Source organism: Tabrizicola piscis (genome assembly GCF_003940805.1).
In the GTDB taxonomy this organism is placed as follows: Bacteria; Pseudomonadota; Alphaproteobacteria; order Rhodobacterales; family Rhodobacteraceae; genus Tabrizicola; species Tabrizicola piscis.
In genome coordinates this window covers 4109865-4128801 of the sequence record NZ_CP034328.1, presented here as the reverse complement: position 1 = coordinate 4128801, position 18937 = coordinate 4109865, and the positions used below count along the sequence as shown (strand labels likewise).

Here is an 18937-nt window from a genome sequence, read left to right as displayed (position 1 = left end):
AGGGCGCCTTCGGGCGCCCTTTTTGCATGATCAAGCCATGCAAGCGCTGCATAGCCACAGCGCAGCATTGGCCGTTGTTGGCGCTAACGCCTTTCCTACATACTGACCATGCGAGGAGGACAAGCAGACCCCCGCAGTGAAAAAGGACGATAAAATGATTACCGTGTTCGACATGCTGAAAACCGCCGCCCGCAATTATGCGGCCTATCGCTCCACCCGGGACGAGATTGCCAACCTGCCGCTGGACGTGGCGCTGGACATCGGCATCTATCCCGGCGACGCAGAGCGCATTGCCCGCGAAGCCGTGTACGGCAAGGCCGCCTGAGGGTAGCCAAATCCTGTGCGACGATCCGGGGGCCATTCGGCCCCCTTTGCATGTCAGCCGTACTTGGCCTGCAACGCCAGCACAACCGGCGGTGTGACGAATTTCGACACGTCACCGCCGAGCCGGGCAATTTCCTTGACCAGTTTCGACGCGATGGCCTGCCGCCGGGCATCGGCCATCATGAACACCGTCTCGATGCTGGCATCGAGGGACCGGTTCATGCCAACCATCTGGAATTCATATTCAAAATCCGCCACGGCGCGCAGGCCGCGGATGATGATGCTGGCCCCTACGTCGCGGGCGCAGTCGATCAGCAGGTTCTCGAACGGATGGACGACAATCTCGCCCCCGGTCTTGGCCGTGATTGCAGCACATTCCGCCTCGACCATGGCGACGCGTTCTTCCAGGGTGAACAAGGGGCCCTTGTCGCGGTTGATCGCCACACCGATCACCAACCGATCGACCAGCGCCATGGCGCGCTGGATGATGTCGACATGGCCAAGGGTGACCGGATCGAAGGTCCCAGGATAAAGCCCGATGCGCATGGTTGTCCCCCGCCCTGCTGACACACGGCAAGCAACAAGATCACGCGCCCGCCTGCAAGGCCAAAAGTTTCACACGACGCCGGGCGTGGGAAGCGGAGTTTTCGAAAACTCCGCAGCGGAGCCTTTGAAGGCTCCGGTCCGATTCCTTGGAAGAAATCGGCGGGTCAGAAGCCCTTGATCATCCCTTCCAGCGCGTCCTTCTCGGCCGCCAGTTCCATCATCCGGGCCTTCACCACATCCCCGATGGAGATGAGGCCCACCATTTCGTCGCCCTCCATCACCGGCATGTGGCGGAAACGGCCCTCGGTCATGCGGCCCAGCACTTCATCCGTGCTTTCATTGCGGGTGCAGCCGACGATCTTTGCGGTCATCAGCGCATCGACCGTGTCGGTGAGGCAGGAAATGCCCCGGCGGCCCAGTTCCCGCACGATGTCACGTTCGGACAGGATGCCCGCCACGCGCTTGCCATCGGGCGACACGATCACCGCCCCGATCCGCCGGGACGACAGCAGTTCGGCCGCCTTGGTCACCGTCGTTCCGGGCGGAACCGTGACGACACCGTCATCGCCCTTGGATTTGAGGATTTGTTGCACGAGCATGGGGCGGCCCCTCCTCCTGACCGGAGGGCAAGGGTCGGACTGGTACGGGATTCTGTCAAGCACGCAGTTCAGAAGCGGCCACGGCGGCCTCAAGGCGCGCCATCTCGGACCGGACTTCGCGGGTCAGCTGGTCGGCAAAGCGGTTCAACCGCACGAGGCGGCTGTCGCCTTCATGCCGGATCAACCAGAAGGCGCGGGTCAGATGCACCCGGTCGGGGATGATCCGCACCAGATCCGGCGCAGAGGGCAGCGCAAAGTCATGCACAACGCCGATCCCTGCCCCATGCCGCAGCCAGTTCAGCTGCACCGAGACCGAGTTCGAGGTCAACGCGGCCGGCCCGGCCCCGATTTCGGAAAGATAATCCAGTTCCTTGTCAAAGATCATGTCGGGGATATAGCCGACAAAGCGGTGGTGCCGCAGATCTTCCGGGCCTTGCACGGGGTGGGCCGCCAGAAAGCTGCGGCTGGCGGCAAGGTGCAGGTGGTAGTCGGTCAGCTTTTGCACGGTCAGCCGCCCTGCCTCCGGTCGGCTGACGGCGATGGCCATGTCCGCCTCGCGCTTGGACAGGTTGAAGACCCGCGGCAGGGCGACGATCTGTACTTCCAGCCCCGGATTGGCATCGCAGATCCGGGCCAGCACTTGCGGCAGAAGATAGTTCGCACAGCCATCGGGCGCGCCAAGGCGGATCTGGCCCGTCAGGCCGCCGGGGCCCGAAAGACTTTCCACCGCGCCGAGCGTGGCCCGTTCGGCGGCTTCGGCATGGGGGATCAGGCGGGTCCCAGCCTCGGTCATGGCGTAGCCTTGGGGCGACCTTGCAAACAGATGCGCGCCGATCGCCTCTTCCAGCCGGGCGATGCGGCGGCCCACGGTGGCCGGGTCGATCTTCAACCGCTTGCCCGCCGCTGACAGGCTTTCCGTCCGCGCCACGGCCAGAAAGATGCGCAGGTCGTCCCAATCCATCTTAGCGCGATGGCCGTGAGGCGGCTTCGGCCACAACCTCATCCAGCAGGACGCGCCAACGGGCGTTGATCACCTCGGGCCGGAACTTGGTTTCCAGCTTTTGCCGGGCCGCTGCCCCCATCCGGGCCCGCAGCGCCGGGTCGGCCAACAGCTGGTCCACCCGCTCTGCCATCGCTTTGGCCGACCGGATCGGCACCAGAAACCCGGTCACGCCGTCATCCACAACCTCTTCCAGCACCTTCGTCCGGTAGGCCACCACTGGCAAACCCGCCGCCATCGCCTCCAGCACCGATTTCGGCAACCCCTCACCATGGGTGGAGGGGAACAGGAACACCGACGCCCCGGCCAGGTGATCCGGCAGCTCATCATTCCTGACCGGCCCGGGCAGGGAATAGCGGTCCGCCACCCCCGCCTGCTGCGCATGGTTGAGCAGGCGCTGCTGGATCGCGGGGGATGCGGGGCCAATCGCTTCAAGCGTCGCCGTCCGATTCTTAAGCTGCGCCAGGACGTCGATCATCGGCAAGATGCCCTTGTCCCATGTCAGCCGCCCGACGAAGATCAACCGGGGCGGCTGGCCGGCGGGGGGCGGTTCCACCCGGTAGGGCGTGGTGTCAAAGCCATATTCCAGCGGAACCGCGCGCGGCGGCTGCCACCAGACCGCCAGCTTTTCGGCCTCGGCCAGCGCAGAGGAGTTGCACACCACCCGTGCCGCCGCCTGCTTGCACGCCCGCGTTTCGCCGTTCTTCAGCGCAAAGGCCGGGGCCAAGGCGCGCGCCACCGCAGGGGCCAGCGGCCCGAACCGCGTTTCAATCTTGTGAAGCCACTTGGGATAGGTCCCCTCATGCAGCACCAGCGGCACCCGCGCCGCGTTGGCGCTTTGGCTGACAAAGCCCCATACCGACTTTCCCCGCCCGAAGGTCAAGTCAAACGGGCGCTTTGCGTGCAACGCATCAAAGGCCCGCGCACTGGCCGCATAGAACGCCGCATCCAGCCGGTCAGCCTTCGTTCCGGCCAGATAGTGAACCTCGGCAATGCCTTCCTGCCGGACCCCCGACGCGCCATCCGGCATCACCGTGGTCAGAACCGTCACCTCATGCCCCAATTCGCGGAACATCGGCGACAGGATCGAGATCAGCGACGGGTAATGGGGACGATGCTCTCCCATGATCCGCGAGAAGGCACAAATTCGCATTCGATTCCCATTCACATAATGCATTTCCGCAAAACGTTAATGGTGTATTGCCACTGTTTCCTGCGCGATTGCAAGGCTATGGTGCTGCCGAACAGTTTGGGAGGCTTCCATGCAAGAGATCGGTCACTGGATAAACGGGCAATTGGTCAAAGGGACGTCCGGCCGTTTTGCCGATGTCATGAACCCCGCCACGGGTGAGGTTCAGGGCCGGGTCGCGCTGGCCACGGTCGAAGAATTGGACCATGCGATTGCCGAAGCCGCCAAGGCTCAGGTCGGCTGGGCCGCCACCAACCCCCAGCGCCGGGCGCGGGTGATGATGGCCTTTGGTGCTTTGATCAATGAAAACATGGACAAGCTGGCTGAACTTGTCGCGCGGGAACATGGAAAGACCATCCCCGACGCCAAGGGTGACGTGCAGCGCGGCCTTGAAGTGATCGAGGTCTGCATGGGCGCCCCCGCGATGCTGAAGGGCGAGATGATGGATTCGGCCGGCCCCGGCATCGACCTCTTCGCCATGCGTCAGCCGCTTGGTGTGGTCGCCGGGATCACCCCGTTCAACTTCCCCGCGATGATTCCCTTGTGGAAAATCGGCCCGGCGCTGTCGTCCGGCAATGCGATGATCCTGAAGCCGTCCGAGCGTTGCCCGTCAACCTCGCTTTACCTGGCCGAGCTGTTGCAGCAGGCCGGTCTGCCCGACGGCGTGCTGCAGGTGGTGAACGGCGACAAGGCGGCGGTGGATGGTATTCTGGACCATCCGGTCATTCAGGCCGTGGGCTTTGTCGGTTCGACGCCGATCGCGCAGTACATCTACGGGCGCGCGGCCACGAACGGGAAGCGGGCGCAGTGCTTTGGCGGTGCGAAGAACCACATGATCATCATGCCGGATGCCGATCTGGACAAGGCGGCAGATGCTCTGGTGGGCGCGGGCTTTGGCGCGGCGGGCGAACGTTGCATGGCGATTTCCGTGGCGGTCCCGGTGGGCGAAGCGACGGCGGATGCGCTGATCGAAAAGCTGATCCCGAAGATCGAGAAGTTGAAGGTCGGCCCCTATACCGCTGGAAACGATGTGGATTTCGGGCCGCTGATCACCAAGCAGGCGCAGGAGCGGGTGCTGGGGCTGATCGCCTCGGGCGTGGATCAGGGCGCGAAGCTGGTGATCGACGGGCGTGGCCTGAAGATCCAGGGCTATGAGAATGGGTTCTTTGTTGGGCCCAGCCTGTTCGACAACGTCACCCCGGACATGGAAATCTACAAGCAGGAGATTTTCGGTCCGGTGCTGTCGACCGTCCGCGCCGGGTCGTATGACGAGGCGCTGCAACTGGTGATGGACAACGAATACGGCAACGGCACTGCGATCTACACCGCCGATGGCGACACCGCGCGGGACTTTGCGTCGCGCGTCAATGTCGGGATGGTGGGGATCAACTTCCCGATCCCGGTGCCATTGAGCTACTTCAGCTTCGGCGGCTGGAAACGGTCGGCCTTTGGCGACCTGAACCAATACGGGCCGGATGCCTTCAAGTTCTACACCAAGACCAAGACCGTGACCGCCCGTTGGTTCAGCGGCATCAAGGATGGCGCCGCGCTGAATTTCAAAGCACTGGACTGACCCTTACCCAGATGGGGCACATGACGTGTGGCGCGGAACCGACCCAGGTTCCGCGCCATTTTGTTGCTCCCGGCCCCACGGCAGCAAATGGCTCATGCATGGCACCTGTCGGTGCCGGGATATGGAACCTGACCGCCGGTTGAGGCATTTGCCCTTACAGCCTTCGAAGGAGCCTGCCATGTCCCGCCTACGCACACTGCTTGTCACCGCTCTGTCCGTCAGCGCCCTTCTGGCCAGCGTTCCGGCTGAGGCAAAGCAGAAGCATTGCCCCCCCGGATTGGCGAAGAAGAACCCGCCTTGCGTGCCACCGGGACAGGTTGGCAAATCCTGGAACCGGGGCGACCGGATCCGTGGTGACTATGCCTGGATCCCGCGCGAAGATTGGCGCCGGTGGAACCTGCGCGACTATCGCGACGGCAGCACCTATCTGCGCGTAGATAATCATATCTTGCGCGTCGTCCGCGACACATTGGTCGTGATCGAGGCGGTACGGATCATCGACGATGCCCTGAACTGACTATTCCGCCGCCACCCGACGCGGCTTCAACAGGTCCTTCAGGTAGCGGCCGGTGTGGCTTGCTTCGACCTTGCAGATGGCTTCCGGCGTGCCGGTGGCCACGATCTCGCCCCCGCCATCTCCGCCTTCGGGGCCGATATCGATCACCCAGTCGGCGGTTTTGACCACGTCAAGGTTGTGTTCAATGACCACGACCGTATTGCCTTGATCCACCAGGGAATGCAGCACTTCCAACAGCTTGCGCACGTCTTCGAAGTGCAGTCCCGTGGTTGGCTCATCAAGGATGTACAGCGTGCGGCCCGTGGCACGGCGGCTGAGTTCCTTGGACAGCTTCACCCGCTGCGCTTCACCGCCTGACAGGGTGGTCGCCTGCTGGCCGACCTTGATATAGCCAAGCCCGACTTCAACGAGGGCATCCATCTTCTCGCGGATCGCGGGGACGGCCTGGAAAAAGTCCTTCGCGTCTTCGCAGGTCATGTCAAGAACGTCGGCTATGCTTTTGTTCTTGAACTTTACTTCCAGAGTTTCGCGGTTGTAGCGCTGACCCTTGCAGGTCTCACAGGTCACATAGACATCGGGCAGGAAGTTCATCTCGATCTTCAAGACGCCATCGCCCTGACACGCCTCACACCGCCCGCCCTTGACGTTGAAGCTGAAGCGGCCCGGCTGATAGCCCCGGGCCTTGGATTCCGGCAACCCGGCGAACCAGTCGCGGATCGGAGTGAAGGCCCCCGTGTAGGTGGCCGGGTTCGACCGCGGAGTCCGCCCGATGGCGCGCTGGTCGATGTCGATCACCTTGTCGAGGTGCTCAAACCCCTTGATCGTCTCGCAAGGCGCGGGCGTTTCATGTGCGCCGTTCAGGCGGCTTGCGGCGGTCTTGAACAGGGTCTCGATCGTCAGGGACGACTTCCCGCCGCCAGACACGCCGGTGACGCAGACAAACATGCCCAGCGGAAACTCGGAGGTGACGTTCTTCAGGTTGTTGCCCGTCGCACCCACAACGGTCAGTTTCTTGCCACTGCCCTTGCGGCGCACTTTCGGCACCGGAATTTCGCGCACGCCAGAAAGGTACTGCCCGGTCAGACTGGCCGGGTCGGCGGCCACCTGCGCCGGGGTTCCGTGGCTGACGACCATGCCGCCATGCACGCCTGCGCCCGGCCCCATGTCGAACACATAATCCGCCTCACGGATGGCGTCCTCGTCATGTTCCACCACCAGCACGGTGTTCCCGGCATCGCGCAGGTTCTTGAGCGTGGTCAGCAAACGGTCATTGTCGCGCTGGTGCAGGCCGATGGAGGGTTCGTCCAGCACATAAAGCACGCCCGTCAGCCCCGAGCCGATCTGGCTGGCCAGCCGAATGCGCTGTGATTCCCCGCCCGAAAGCGTGCCCGCAGCGCGGCTCATCGTCAGGTAGTTGAGGCCGACATTCACAAGGAATCCAAGGCGTTCGCGGATTTCCTTCAGGATCGCCCGGGCGATTTCGTTCTGCTGTTTGGTCAGCGTGTCGGCCACGCTTTCGATCCAGGCATAGGCTTCGGTGATCGACATCTGCACCACCTGTCCGATGTGCAGTTTGGCGATCTTCACCGCCAAAGCCTCTGGCTTCAGCCGGTAGCCACCACAGGCCCCGCAGGCGCGGTTGGCCTGATACCGCTCCATCTCCTCACGGCTCCAGGCGCTGTCGGTTTCGCGGTAGCGGCGCTCCATGTTGGGGATGATCCCCTCATAGACGCGCTTGACCTGATAGACCCGGCCGCCTTCATCATAGCGGAACTGGATTTCCTCGCCCTTGGAGCCTTGCAGGAACAACTCCTTCACGCTGTCGGGAAGGTCTTTCCACTTGGCCTTGAGGTTGAAGCCATAGTGTTTGGACAAGGCCTCCATCGTCTGGGTCAGGTAGGGGGATTTCGACTTGGACCATGGCGCGATGGCCCCTTGCATCAGGGTCAGGTTCTGGTCGGGCACGACAAGGCGTTCGTCGAAGAACAGCTCCATCCCCAACCCGTCACAGACCGGGCAGGCACCGAAGGGGGCGTTGAAGGAAAACAGACGCGGTTCAATCTCGGCGATGGTGAAGCCACTGACTGGGCAGGCGAATTTTTCGGAATAGGTGATACGTTCGGGCGCTTCGCCCTCTTTCGCTTCGGCGAGTTCGATGACCGCGATGCCGTCGGCAAGGTTCAGGGCGGTGCGGAAACTGTCGGCCAGCCGCGTCTCGATCCCCTCTTTCACCACGATCCGGTCGACCACCACGTCGATGTTGTGGCGGAACTTCTTGTCCAGGGTCGGCGGGTCCTCAAGCTCGTGAAACGTGCCGTTGACCTTGACGCGCTGGAAACCCTGTTTGCGCAGGTCGAGGAATTCCTTTTTATACTCGCCCTTCCGGTCGCGAATGATCGGGGCCAGCAGATAGGCGCGCGTGCCTTCCGGCATCGCCATCACGGCATCGACCATGTCCTGCACCTGCATCGCGGTGATCGGCAGGCCGGTGGCTGGCGAATAGGGCGTCCCCACCCGCGCGAACAGCAGGCGGAGGTAGTCGTAAATCTCGGTCACCGTGCCGACGGTGGAACGCGGGTTCTTCGACGTGGTCTTCTGTTCGATACTGATCGCAGGCGACAGGCCCGAGATGTGGTCGACATCCGGTTTGCCCATCATGTCAAGGAACTGGCGGGCATAGGCCGACAGCGATTCGACATAGCGGCGCTGGCCTTCGGCATAGATCGTGTCGAACGCCAGACTGGATTTGCCCGACCCCGACAGCCCGGTGATCACCACCAGCTGGTCGCGCGGAATGCTGACATCCACGCCCTTGAGGTTATGTTCGCGGGCACCCCGCACCTCGATGAACTTCTGTTCGGCCATGGTTTACCCCCGGATGCCGCCGCAACAGATAGGGCGTTGCGGCCGAGTCTCCAACCCGATTTTGTGAACGAAAAGTGAACGCTCGTCAAATGGTGAAAGCGCCGCGCCGCCGCGCCTGCACGGCGTGCAGCAAGATGCCAAGCGCGCAGAGCAGCGTGGCCGCAAGGGTCAGTCCGCTGGGGCCCGTCGCGGCCAGCAGGGCCGCCAGAACCGGGGTTCCCGTCGTTGTCCCAAGGTTGCCCAACTGGGCCACCGCCCCGGCGGCGCGGGCGCGGTCATCGGCGCTGGTGTTCAGCTCGGGGATCGACGCGAAGCTGGCCCCCTGAACGATGCCAAGCGCCGCCGATAGCCAGAAGCCGCCAAGGATCATCCCCGCGCCATTGCCCCAGAACGCCCATAGGATCACAAAGCCCGGGATCGCCACCAGATACCCGGCTTGCACCAACCGCACCGCCGACATACGCCGCAAGAGCCAGACGCCCAGTGTCAGCGACACCAGGATCGACGCCAGCGGCATCCCGGCAGCAATCAGCGCCCTGTGGGTCAGCGGGGTTTCGGGCGGCAGCAGGGTCAGGATCGCGACGTAAAGGAAAGTGTAGCAGCAAAACCCCATCGCCGGGGCCGCCAGACGGGGTGAGGCATAGATGGTGGCATGCTGCGCCAGCAGGTTGCGCATGGGGGCCGGGGCACCCTTTGGATCAGGCGGCAAAGTCAGCGCCAGAACCACTGCCAACACGGCCATATAGGCGGCATGGCCAAGGAACAGGCCCGTCGGCGTGGCATAGGGACCGATCAGCGCAAGCGCGGCATAGGTGACACCAAAGAAGCTGGACCACAGCGTCATCGCCAGCGGGCGCGACTTTTCGGGGGCCAAGGTGGCAATCATTGTTGGCCCAACGACCACGATGGCCAGATGTGACGCCCCCTCGACTATGCGGGAAAACAGCATCAGCGGGTAAACCGGCATCAGCACCTGGATCGCCGACATCGCCGCCCCGGCGGCAAGGGCCGCCACGATGGCCCGGCGCGGGCCGATGCGGGCGACCAGAAGCCCCGCCGTCGTGCCGAAGATCAACCCGACCATGCCGACGATGGACACGACAAGGCCAAGCGCCACCTCGCCATTCGCGCCATAGGTGGCGCGCAGGGTTTCGTAGAGGATCGAGATCTTGCCGAACTGTGCCGCAGCCCCAAGGCCGGCGCACCAGAGAAGCAGGACAAGGATCATCGGGGGGAATGGGCGCATGTCGGTTTGGTAGCCAGTCCTGCGCCAAAGCGCCAGTGGCGGCGTCAGGGCCTTTGGCGCGGGCTACGGTTTCAATCTAGACCTTCTGGCCCATCGCCCAGGCAACGATGGGAAACTCGGGATCATCGGTCAGATCGTCGTCAGGCCGCAGTTCCGGGGGCCAGGGGGTTTCAAGGTTGCGCAGGGCGGCAGCGCGGTTGCCCCATTGCGCCGCGCGGATCGAGGCTTCGTCAAAGCCACCCTCAACCAACAGATTACACAGGCCGCGTGCCGTCCAGCGGCTGCAATCAACCGGCACCGCGTGGTAGGGGATGAAGAACGGCACGGCCAGCCAGAACCACCCACCCTTGCGCAGCATCTTCCAGACATTGCGCGTCGCGGCATGGGGGCGGTCGACATGTTCCCAGACCTGATTGGCCAGAATCAGATCAACCTTGATGACCCGACCCTCATCATCGCGGAACGGTGCGGCGCAGGGGTCGAACTCGGGGTAGCGGTAGGTCTTGTAGGACCGAAAGCCATAGCCCTTGCCCCATTCCCCCGAAATCTCGGCCGCATCCAGCTTTTCCGGCCCCAGCGCGCGGATCCAGTCGCGGCTGGTCTGCTGCATCACCACCCGGTTCAGATAGCGCATCAGATATGCAGCGCGCGGCCGTAGGCATCCAGCACGGCTTCGTGCATCATCTCGGACAGGGTGGGGTGCGGGAAGACTGTGTTCATCAGGTCTTCCTCGGTCGTCTCCAGCCCGCGGGCGACGACATAGCCCTGGATCAGTTCGGTGACTTCCGCGCCGACCATATGGGCACCCAGCATCTCACCCGTCTTGGCGTCGAAGATGGTCTTGATCATCCCCTCCGCCTCGCCCAGAGCAATTGCCTTGCCGTTGCCGATGAAGGGGAAGCGACCGACCTTCAGCGTATAGCCCGCCGCCTTGGCCTTTTCCTCCGTCAGGCCGACGGAGGCGATCTGCGGCTGGCAATAGGTGCAGCCGGCGATGGAATTCGGCTTGATCGGGTGCGGGTGCTTGCCCGCGATCAGTTCGGCCACCATCACGCCTTCATGGCTGGCCTTGTGCGCAAGCCACGGCGCGCCCGCGATGTCACCGATGGCGTAAAGCCCGTCTACCCCGGTGCGGCAGTATTCATCGGTGACCACATGGGTGCGGTCGATCTTGACGCCCAAGGCCTCAAGCCCAAGATCTTCGACATTGCCGACGATCCCGACAGCCGAGATCACGGTATCAAACTCCATCGTCTCGGTCTTGCCGCCAGTCTCGATATGGGCGGTGACGCCCTGCCCCGGCTTGCGGTCAAGTTTCTTGACCGTGGCCTTTTCCATGATCTTCATGCCCTGCTTCACGAAAGACTTTTTCGCAAAGGCCGAGATTTCGGCATCTTCGACGGGAAGGATGCGGTCCATCACCTCAACCACCGTGGTATCTGCACCCAAGGTGTTGAAGAAGGACGCAAATTCGATGCCAATCGCGCCGGAACCGATGACCAGCAATTTCTTCGGCATCCGGCTGGCCACAAGGGCGTGGCGGTAGGACCAGACCAGATCGCCATCCGCCTCCAGCCCCGGCAGTTCGCGGGCCCGCGCGCCGGTGGCAAGGACGATGGACTTGGCCGTCAGGGTTTCCGTGCCCTTGTCAGTCTTGACGCTGACGGTCCCCTTTGCCGGGATGGTCGCCGAGCCCATGAACACGGTCACCTTGTTCTTCTTCATCAGATGGCCGATGCCGCCCGACAGCTGCTTTGCCACTCCACGGCTGCGGGCGACGACGGCGGGCAGGTCATAGCTGATCCCCGTGGCGCCAAGGCCAAATTCCTTGGCGCGGTGCATCAGGTGGAACACTTCGGCACTGCGGAGCATCGCCTTGGTCGGGATGCAGCCCCAGTTCAGGCAGATGCCGCCCAGATTCTCACGCTCGATGATGGCGACCTTCAGGCCCAGCTGGCTGGCACGAATGGCCGCGACATAGCCCCCCGGTCCGGCACCTATCACAACTACGTCGAAACTCTGGCCTGCCATTCTTCCCTCCCCCACTCTTTTCCCTTAGCCGAAAAAGTAGTTTGCCCTTAAACCAATTTGGAACCCCAAGCAACAAAGGCGCCGCCACAGGCCTATGCGCCTGACGCATGGCTTCAGGTCTTCAAGCGTTCCACCAGCGCGCCATAGCCGCCCGTATCCAGATAGGCCTGCTCCTCGGGCGATGAGACGCGGCCGAGTGCGGCATTCCGGGTTGGAAAGCGGCCATAGCGGCGGATCACCTCTTGATGGGCGCGCGCGTGCAAGGCCTTGTCCGGCTCGGACGACAGGCGTTCCGTCAGATAGGCGACCGAGAGTTCCTGATCCTTCGGGTCTTCGGAATGTTCGAAAGGCATGTAGAAGAACTGCCGCTCGGGCTCCGGGGCCTTCATGTCCCAGCCCATCGCCACGGCCTTGCGAGCCGCATCGCGGGCCCGGGCGTCGGTGGCAAAGGCCAGCGGGCTGTCACGGTGGATGTTGCGGGGGAACTGGTCGGTGACGATCAGATAGGCCAGCGTTCCGACCGTGCCATCAACCCAATGCTCCAGCCCGCCGTCATGGGCCGCCTGCCACAGATCGCCGAACCGGTCACGGCAGACCGTGTCGATCGCGTCCCCCCCGGCGTACCAGCCCTTGGGGCCGATCTCGTGCAGCCAGAACTCCAGAACCTCCATCGGGTCTGCCATGCGCCCCTCCCTTTTGCGGTCAAGCCTTGCAGGGAATGCGCCGCCCTGCAACCGCCGATGTCAGGGACGGGCGGCCTGAACCTCGACCGAAGCCTCGTCGAGCACGGCCCCAACGGCCAGTGGCGAGGCCGTGGGGGTGACCCCGCGGAAGGCCCCCGTGACGCTGGGTGCGGCGCGGCGGGTCATCCGCCACATGGCATAGGCCGACAGCAGCACGAACAGCACGCCGATGAACAGGAAGAAGCCTGAGGGGCCAACCGTTTCCATCATCCAGCCGGTGACAAGGGGGCCAAAGATCGCGCCGAACCCGTTCAGGAAGATCAGCCCCGCCGATGCGGCGGCCATCTCCTCGCGCGGGAGGAAGTCGTTCGTATAGGCGATCAGCAGCGCATAGACCGGGTTGGTGATCCCACCCAACAGGACGGCCACCCCGATCAGCGCGGCAAAGGGCAAGTCCACAAAGGCCGCCATCAGCATCACCGCCGCCGCCACCGCCGACAGAACGGTGATCAGCATCCGGCGGTCCATCCGGTCAGACGCCAGCCCGATCGGGTATTGCAGGACCAGCCCTCCCACATACATCGCGCCCACGAAGATCGAGATGTCGCGCACCGAAAGCCCGACCTGCGCCCCCCAGACCGAGGCCATGCCGAACATCGCCGAGAACACGCCCCCGGTCAGCAGCATCCCCACACAGCCAAGCGGCGAGATGCGGAACAACTCGGTAAAGGGCAGCCGGCGCGTGCTGTCGAAGGCTGGGGCGGGAACCGGCGCCAGCAGGATCGGCATGAAGGCCAGCGACACCAGCACCGATGGGATGATGAACAGCGCAAAGCCCGACGGGTCCGGCACGTTGATCAGTGCCTGGCTTGCGATGATCCCCAGCATCTGCACGATCATGTAGGCGGAAAGCGCCTGACCCCGGGTGTCATTGCTGGCGGTGTTGTTGATCCAGCTTTCCGCCGTGATGTAGATGCCGGAAAAGCAGAACCCCGCCAGCACCCGCAGCGCTGTCCAGGCCATCCAGTCGGGGAACACCGGGTAGATCACGATGATCGCCGAGATCAGCGACCCAAGTGCTGCGAACACCCGCACATGCCCGACTCGGCGGATCATCTTTGGCGCGATCCAGGACCCGAAGAGGAACCCAAGGAAATAGGCCGCCATGACATAGGACAGCTGATAGGTCGTGAACCCTTCCAGATTGCCGCGGATGCCCAGCAGCGTGCCCTGAATGCCGTTGCCGACCATCAGCAGCATGACGCCCATCAGAAGCGGCCAGGAATGGGACAGAACTTTCAGCATCGGGCGACTTTCAGGGTCAGAGGGAACAGACTCAGGCTTTGGCTGGAATCAGCAGCGAACTGTCGCCGTATGAGAAGAAACGGTAGCCCTGATTGATGGCATGGTCATAGACCTTGCGGATCGTCGTCTCGCCCATCAGCGCCGCAACCAGCATCACCAGCGTCGATTTCGGCAGGTGAAAGTTGGTCATCAGCGCATCGGTGATGCGAAAGCGGTAGCCCGGATAGATGAAGATATCCGTCTCACCCTCCCAGGGGTGCAGGGTGCCGTCCGGGCTGGCCGCACTTTCAATCAGCCGCAGCGCTGTGGTGCCGACAGGGATGATCCGGCCCCCTGCCCGCTTCGTCGCGTTGATCTCATCCGCGGCGGCGGCGCTGACGCGGCCCCATTCGGCGTGCATCTTGTGGGTGGTCACATCCTCCACCTTCACCGGCAGGAAGGTGCCTGCGCCGACATGCAGGGTCACTTCGGTGAAGTCGACACCCTTGGCCGCCAGCGCGCGCAGGAGCGGTTCGTCAAAATGCAGCGAGGCAGTTGGCGCGGCGACGGCCCCGGCATGGCGGGCAAAGACGGTCTGGTAATCGGTCCGGTCCTGGTCATCGGCGGCGCGTTTGGCGGCGATATAGGGCGGCAGCGGCATCACCCCGGCCTCGGCCAAGGCGGCGTCAAAGTCATCCCCCGTCAGATCGAAGGCCAGCGTCAGGTCCGTTTCCGTCTTTGCTGCCACGCTGGCGCTCAGTCGGTCGGAAAAGCGGATCACCTCGCCCAGATTCACCTTGCGCAGGGGCTTGGCCAGCGCCCGCCAGCCCAGGGGCTGGGGTTCCAGAAGCGTGATCTCGACCTTGGCCACCGCATCGCCGCGTTGGCGGGTGCCGAACAGGCGGGCCGGGATGACCTTGGTGTTGTTCAGGACCAGCCGGTCACCGGGGCGCAGGATGTCCTGCAGGTCAAAGACATGCCGGTCACTGATCCGGTCGCCTTCGGCCAGCAAAAGCCGGGCATGGGTGCGCGGCCGGGCCGGTCGGGTGGCAATCAGGGTCTCGGGCAGATCAAAGTCGAAATCGGCAAGCTTCATCCGCCGCTGTCCTTCAGGTTCGGGGGGGCTGTACGAAAGATTTCGCGGAACAGGCCGGGCGTCAGGACGGACAGCGGGTTGACAGAAACATTGGGGTCCGCAGCCGTGCCGGTCAGCCGGTAGTTGAAGCCGAACAACCCCTCCCCCCGGCGCGAGAAGATTTGCCCCACGCCGTTCAGCAGATAGATCGGCGAGATCACCCCTTGCAAGTCAAGCCGCCCGCCTGCTGTCTGGTAGATCCCGGCAAAGGAAATCCCCAACGACGCGCCTACGGCCGACCCTTGGGTGATTTCCACGGCATCGGGGGTCAGGATGAAATTCACCTCGCCATTGTTGAAGGCCAGCCCTTCGCCGTCCATCTGCTCCAGCAGGCCCACGACCGACACGGCGGACAGAAGCTCGGCCAAAGCCGGTGCATCCTGAATCCGCAGCCGGGTAAAGAGGGCGCGACCGTTAAACTGGCCCGCCGGCCCCCGTGGGCTAAGCGTCAGGTCCAGACTGCCGCCACGACCATTCTCGAAGATGCCTGCCGCCGCCATCACCTCGCCCGCATTGTCGGACGTGATCCGAAAGGCGCTGCCGCCCTCGGCCGGTGCCATCACCCCTTGAACCGGCCCGCGACCATTGACCGTGGCACTGAAGCGGCCATTCAGCCCGCCGTTGTCAGCGAACTCACCCTGAAATCCGGTCAGCGTGATCCCGTCCGAGATGACCAGCCGGTCAAGACTGACGCTAAGCGGGCTACCCCCCTGCCCGCCACTGTTGCCCTTGGGCATGGCGCGAATGTCCAGCCTGCCGCCGGTAATTGCCACATCCGGCGCACGGTTCCGCCCGGTGCCGGTCAGGGTCACCGGGGCATCCAGCCAGTTGCCCGCCTTGACCCGGGAAAAGCGGGCACGCTGCAGCCCGCCACCTTCGGCGGTGGTGATGTCGCCTTCCGCCTCAAGGCCCGGGGCGGTCAGGATCAGGCGGTCCACGCGGGGCTCACGCGTCAGGCGCGCTTCAAGGTCCAGACTGGCGCGCGTGTCCGCGTCCTTCGACCAGCCAAGCGGGTCAAGCCGCAGGGCAAGGCCGACAAGGTTTGACGTCAGCGTCAGTTGCGGTGGCAGCCCCTTGATCAGGGCAATGTCGATTGCCGCCGGTCCTTCACCACGGACCGACCCTTCGGGCAGTTCGATCCCCAGATCCCGCAGCGCCGCATCCGACAGCATGACCGTGCCATTCACCCGCGCGCGGCCATTCTGTTCGGGGCCAAAGCCCTGCAGATAGGTCAGATCGACCGGCAGCAGGTCCAGCATCCCCTGCCCTGACAGGCTTAGCCCCTTGGTATCGACCGCCACCGCGATTTCCGGCGCGCGCAGGATGCGCCCCGGCACCAGCGCGGGCGAGGTGAAGTCGACGATCCGCCCGGTGACGACAAAGCTGACATCGGGCAAGGTCACGCGGGTGATCAGCGGCATGTAAAGCGTCGTGCGCAGTTCGGCCCGCCCGTCGCCAAGGTTCACCGGCTGCCCGGCTTTCGAGAAAAAGCTGAACGGCGCCTGATCCAGCAGCGACAGCGTCGCCGTCAGGGTGGAGGATGTGACCAGAGTGATTTTCGCCGTGGCGGGCCGCTGGGTGATGTCGACGACCTGAAAGACCGAACCCGCCGCCTCGATCTGCCCGCCTTCGGGCGGCACGACATGGCCCCGGTCCAGCTGGACGGTATAGGTGCTGCCCTCCAGCGTGGCATGGCCGCGTGCATCAAGGACAGGCGGCAAGGTGCGGACAAACCGGACCTCGGCCTCGGCGAATTCATAGCCCAGACTGAAACGCGGCGCGGTGCCGGGCGTCAGGCGCAAGGCCGCGCGCACATCGGTCAGCATGGCCTGACCCACGTTGCCGGCAAACCAGTCGCGGGTCTTTGGCACGACCGAAATCGGCCACAGCTTCAGCAACCGGTCGGCGTCGATCTGGTCAAGCTCCACGTCAAGGGCACCGCCCCAGCCGCCCGATTCCGCCTCGACCGCGCCCGACAGCAAAAGCCGCTCCCCGCCCTCGACCAGCGCCAGTTGGCCGATATCAAGGCGGAACGGGGCCAGCCGCAGGCGCAGGTCCAAAGCCCCTTGGGTAAAGCGCACCGGCTCCTCGAACAGGCCCTCGGGGTCGACCATCACTTCGGCAAAGGCGATCTGCGCCAGCACGCTGGCCGGCAGATCGCCCGCCGCAAGCGGCCCACCCTTTGCATCCAGCAGATCACCATGCCCGCGCGCCCGCAGCCGGAGTGAGGGGCTTTCAACCGCAAGCTCGGTCAGCTCCAGACGTGCCGTCACCGGATCATAGCCAAGCGACAGCGAAGCGCGGTCAAAGTCCACGGGCCGCGCCCCCGCCCCGGGCGAGATGCTGCCTGCGGCCAGCGACAGGTCAGCCGTCAGGTTGGCCACCGTGCCGTCGGGTGCCACCTCCGCCACAAGCCCCCCCGACAGCGGGGCCTTCACAAAGCCAAGCCATGCCAGCGGCGGCGCCAGCGCGGCAAGGTCAGCAGCCGCCATGTTGTCCAGCCGGGCATTCATCCGCGCGCCGCCGCCGCCTTTGGTCAGGACCATGGTCAACGTCGCCTGTGCCGGAACCTCACCGTCCAGCAGCGTCAGGCCAAGTTCTGCCGCGACCGTTGCTGCTTGATTGTCGATCGTCAGCCGCCCGTCGCCCACTTGCCACGACCGCCCCGCACGGTCATCCCGCAGCGTCAGGGTCAACGCCTCAGCCTCGATCACACGAAGCGCGGACAATCCGGGCGACGCAAGCGCGTCATCGACCATCTCAAGCACGTCCGCCGGGCTTTTTGGCCCCGCCCCGGCAGTGCCGCCAAACTCCAGATCCAGACGCCCGTCGGCATCGCGCCGGACGGCCAGCCGCGCCCCGATCAACCGGACTGAGCTTGGCCGGATATAACCCGAAAGCATCGCCATCGGATCAAAGGTGACCTGCGCCTCAGGCAGGGCCAGCAGCGACCTGCCGCTGGGATCGATCAGCCGCACATCTTCCAACTGAAAGCGGGGGACAAAGCTGCTGTCCACAGCAAATTCGACCCCCCCCAAGGACACGGCCGCGCCTTCCGGCAGGCGCGCGCCGACAAGGCCTGCATTCAGCCGCGCCTCGACCTCGGCGACGGCAAGGACCGGAAAACGCAAGGTCTTCCCGCTGTAGGCGAGGGTCAGATAGCCAAAGCCAAGCGCCAGAAGCAGCAGCGTCAGGATCACGGTCAGGCTGAATCGCGTGCGCCGATGCCGCCTGCGCCCGCCCGCACCGGTCGCCAGACCCAAGCCACGCGCCCCACGGGCCGGACGGTCGGTGGGCGTGGTCCCATCGTCCTGGCCCGCCGGTTCGTCCTGCATCTTGCCTTGCGTGCCTCGCTGCCTGTGTCCGCCGCCGTGGTCGGGTGCCTGATCTCATGGCGTGCGGGTAACCCCGTGCTTGCCTTTATCTTTGCGCGAAGGCAACTAGAACCAAAATCACATATCCTGACAAGGCAAGGAGCCGCCCATGCTGTCCACCGGATCGCCCGCCCCCGATTTCACCCTGCCGCGCGATGGCGGGGCCACCGTCACCCTGTCGGCGCTGCGGCCCGGCAAGGTGGTGCTGTACTTCTACCCCAAGGACGACACCCCCGGCTGCACGCTGGAGGCGCAGGATTTCAACGCCCGTCTGGCCGATTTCACCGCCGCTGGGGCGACGGTGATCGGCATTTCCAAGGACAGCGTCAAAAGCCATGACAAGTTCTGCAAGAAGCACGGGTTGTCGATCGTGCTCGCCTCGGACGAAGCGGGGACCACCTGCGAAGACTACGGCGCCTGGGTGGAGAAAAGCATGTATGGCAAGACCTACATGGGCATCCAACGGATGACCGTGCTGATCGACGGCGCGGGCAACGTGGCCCAGGTCTGGCCCAAGGTCAGCGTCAAGGGCCATGCCGATGAGGTTCTGGCTGCGGTCAAGGCGCTGTGA

At 64.2% G+C, this 18937-nt stretch carries 16 protein-coding genes; 4 read left to right on the top strand and 12 right to left on the bottom strand.

From position 1 onward, the window contains the following. The first annotated feature begins 154 nt into the window (after positions 1-154). The gene (locus tag EI545_RS21450; RefSeq protein WP_164517354.1) at positions 155-325 is read left to right on the top strand and encodes a hypothetical protein; all 171 of its coding nucleotides are present in this window, start codon (positions 155-157) and stop codon (positions 323-325) included. A gap of 53 nt (positions 326-378) precedes the next feature. Here the strand turns inward: EI545_RS21450 and coaD are convergent, their stop codons facing one another. The 4 genes from coaD to EI545_RS19940 form a co-directional block, all read right to left on the bottom strand. Beyond that, positions 379-870, bottom strand: a complete 492-nt coding sequence (coaD, locus tag EI545_RS19955) for a pantetheine-phosphate adenylyltransferase (RefSeq protein ID WP_125327105.1) — start codon at positions 868-870, stop codon at positions 379-381. A 164-nt stretch (positions 871-1034) separates the two neighbouring features. Continuing rightward, positions 1035-1469, bottom strand: a complete 435-nt coding sequence (locus tag EI545_RS19950; protein WP_125327104.1) for a CBS domain-containing protein — start codon at positions 1467-1469, stop codon at positions 1035-1037. Positions 1470-1524: 55 nt separating this feature from the next. Then, positions 1525-2430: a LysR family transcriptional regulator gene (locus EI545_RS19945; protein ID WP_125327103.1), complete on the bottom strand. Its 906-nt coding sequence runs from the start codon at positions 2428-2430 to the stop codon at positions 1525-1527. A gap of 1 nt (position 2431) precedes the next feature. Beyond that, a complete protein-coding gene (locus EI545_RS19940) occupies positions 2432-3595 on the bottom strand; it encodes a glycosyltransferase family 4 protein (RefSeq protein WP_164517353.1) in 1164 nt (387 codons plus the stop codon). A 136-nt stretch (positions 3596-3731) separates the two neighbouring features. On the opposite strand from EI545_RS19940, the gene EI545_RS19935 reads away from it, so the two are divergent. Continuing rightward, positions 3732-5231 (top strand): CoA-acylating methylmalonate-semialdehyde dehydrogenase, encoded by a 1500-nt coding sequence (locus EI545_RS19935; protein WP_125327101.1) that lies wholly within the window; start codon positions 3732-3734, stop codon positions 5229-5231. Positions 5232-5409: 178 nt separating this feature from the next. Continuing rightward, positions 5410-5748, top strand: a complete 339-nt coding sequence (locus tag EI545_RS19930) for an excinuclease ABC subunit A (RefSeq protein ID WP_125327100.1) — start codon at positions 5410-5412, stop codon at positions 5746-5748. Here EI545_RS19930 and uvrA read toward each other — a convergent pair whose 3' ends face one another. From uvrA to EI545_RS19890, 8 genes are all read right to left on the bottom strand, one after another. After that, the gene (uvrA, locus tag EI545_RS19925; protein ID WP_125327099.1) at positions 5749-8613 is read right to left on the bottom strand and encodes an excinuclease ABC subunit UvrA; all 2865 of its coding nucleotides are present in this window, start codon (positions 8611-8613) and stop codon (positions 5749-5751) included. It lies immediately after the preceding gene. Positions 8614-8698: 85 nt separating this feature from the next. Beyond that, the gene (locus EI545_RS19920) at positions 8699-9859 is read right to left on the bottom strand and encodes an MFS transporter (RefSeq protein WP_125327098.1); all 1161 of its coding nucleotides are present in this window, start codon (positions 9857-9859) and stop codon (positions 8699-8701) included. 76 nt (positions 9860-9935) lie between these two features. After that, the gene (locus EI545_RS19915) at positions 9936-10493 is read right to left on the bottom strand and encodes a methyltransferase domain-containing protein (RefSeq protein WP_125327097.1); all 558 of its coding nucleotides are present in this window, start codon (positions 10491-10493) and stop codon (positions 9936-9938) included. Next, entirely contained in the window at positions 10493-11890 is a 1398-nt protein-coding gene (gene lpdA, locus EI545_RS19910) for a dihydrolipoyl dehydrogenase (protein WP_125327096.1), read from the bottom strand. The genes EI545_RS19915 and lpdA overlap by 1 nt, the downstream gene beginning before the upstream one ends. Positions 11891-12003: 113 nt before the next feature. Continuing rightward, positions 12004-12573 carry a DUF924 family protein gene (locus EI545_RS19905; protein ID WP_125327095.1) on the bottom strand — a complete coding sequence of 190 codons (570 nt, stop codon included), beginning with the start codon at positions 12571-12573 and terminating at the stop codon, positions 12004-12006. A 60-nt stretch (positions 12574-12633) separates the two neighbouring features. Further along, a complete protein-coding gene (locus tag EI545_RS19900; RefSeq protein WP_125327094.1) occupies positions 12634-13878 on the bottom strand; it encodes an MFS transporter in 1245 nt (414 codons plus the stop codon). Between the two features lie 31 nt (positions 13879-13909). After that, positions 13910-14953: a tRNA preQ1(34) S-adenosylmethionine ribosyltransferase-isomerase QueA gene (gene queA, locus EI545_RS19895; protein WP_125327093.1), complete on the bottom strand. Its 1044-nt coding sequence runs from the start codon at positions 14951-14953 to the stop codon at positions 13910-13912. Continuing rightward, positions 14950-18327 carry an AsmA-like C-terminal region-containing protein gene (locus EI545_RS19890; protein ID WP_125327092.1) on the bottom strand — a complete coding sequence of 1126 codons (3378 nt, stop codon included), beginning with the start codon at positions 18325-18327 and terminating at the stop codon, positions 14950-14952. Before EI545_RS19890 ends, queA begins: the two co-directional genes overlap by 4 nt. Positions 18328-18475: 148 nt before the next feature. Here EI545_RS19890 and EI545_RS19885 point away from each other — a divergent pair, with 148 nt between their 5' ends. Next, positions 18476-18937: a peroxiredoxin gene (locus EI545_RS19885; protein ID WP_125327091.1), complete on the top strand. Its 462-nt coding sequence runs from the start codon at positions 18476-18478 to the stop codon at positions 18935-18937.

Bases quoted from the DNA above. Each gene is read 5' to 3' on its own strand.
- EI545_RS19940 (WP_164517353.1), bottom strand. From the start codon at position 3,595: ATGGGAGAGCATCGTCCCCATTACCCGTCGCTGATCTCGATCCTGTCG.
- EI545_RS19920 (WP_125327098.1), bottom strand. From the start codon at position 9,859: ATGCGCCCATTCCCCCCGATGATCCTTGTCCTGCTTCTCTGGTGCGCC.
- EI545_RS19905 (WP_125327095.1), bottom strand. From the start codon at position 12,573: ATGGCAGACCCGATGGAGGTTCTGGAGTTCTGGCTGCACGAGATCGGC.
- coaD (WP_125327105.1), bottom strand. From the start codon at position 870: ATGCGCATCGGGCTTTATCCTGGGACCTTCGATCCGGTCACCCTTGGC.
- EI545_RS19945 (WP_125327103.1), bottom strand. From the start codon at position 2,430: ATGGATTGGGACGACCTGCGCATCTTTCTGGCCGTGGCGCGGACGGAA.
- uvrA (WP_125327099.1), bottom strand. From the start codon at position 8,613: ATGGCCGAACAGAAGTTCATCGAGGTGCGGGGTGCCCGCGAACATAAC.
- EI545_RS19950 (WP_125327104.1), bottom strand. From the start codon at position 1,469: ATGCTCGTGCAACAAATCCTCAAATCCAAGGGCGATGACGGTGTCGTC.
- EI545_RS19900 (WP_125327094.1), bottom strand. From the start codon at position 13,878: ATGCTGAAAGTTCTGTCCCATTCCTGGCCGCTTCTGATGGGCGTCATG.
- EI545_RS19885 (WP_125327091.1), top strand. From the start codon at position 18,476: ATGCTGTCCACCGGATCGCCCGCCCCCGATTTCACCCTGCCGCGCGAT.
- EI545_RS21450 (WP_164517354.1), top strand. From the start codon at position 155: ATGATTACCGTGTTCGACATGCTGAAAACCGCCGCCCGCAATTATGCG.
- EI545_RS19935 (WP_125327101.1), top strand. From the start codon at position 3,732: ATGCAAGAGATCGGTCACTGGATAAACGGGCAATTGGTCAAAGGGACG.
- lpdA (WP_125327096.1), bottom strand. From the start codon at position 11,890: ATGGCAGGCCAGAGTTTCGACGTAGTTGTGATAGGTGCCGGACCGGGG.
- EI545_RS19930 (WP_125327100.1), top strand. From the start codon at position 5,410: ATGTCCCGCCTACGCACACTGCTTGTCACCGCTCTGTCCGTCAGCGCC.
- EI545_RS19915 (WP_125327097.1), bottom strand. From the start codon at position 10,493: ATGCGCTATCTGAACCGGGTGGTGATGCAGCAGACCAGCCGCGACTGG.
- queA (WP_125327093.1), bottom strand. From the start codon at position 14,953: ATGAAGCTTGCCGATTTCGACTTTGATCTGCCCGAGACCCTGATTGCC.
- EI545_RS19890 (WP_125327092.1), bottom strand. From the start codon at position 18,327: ATGCAGGACGAACCGGCGGGCCAGGACGATGGGACCACGCCCACCGAC.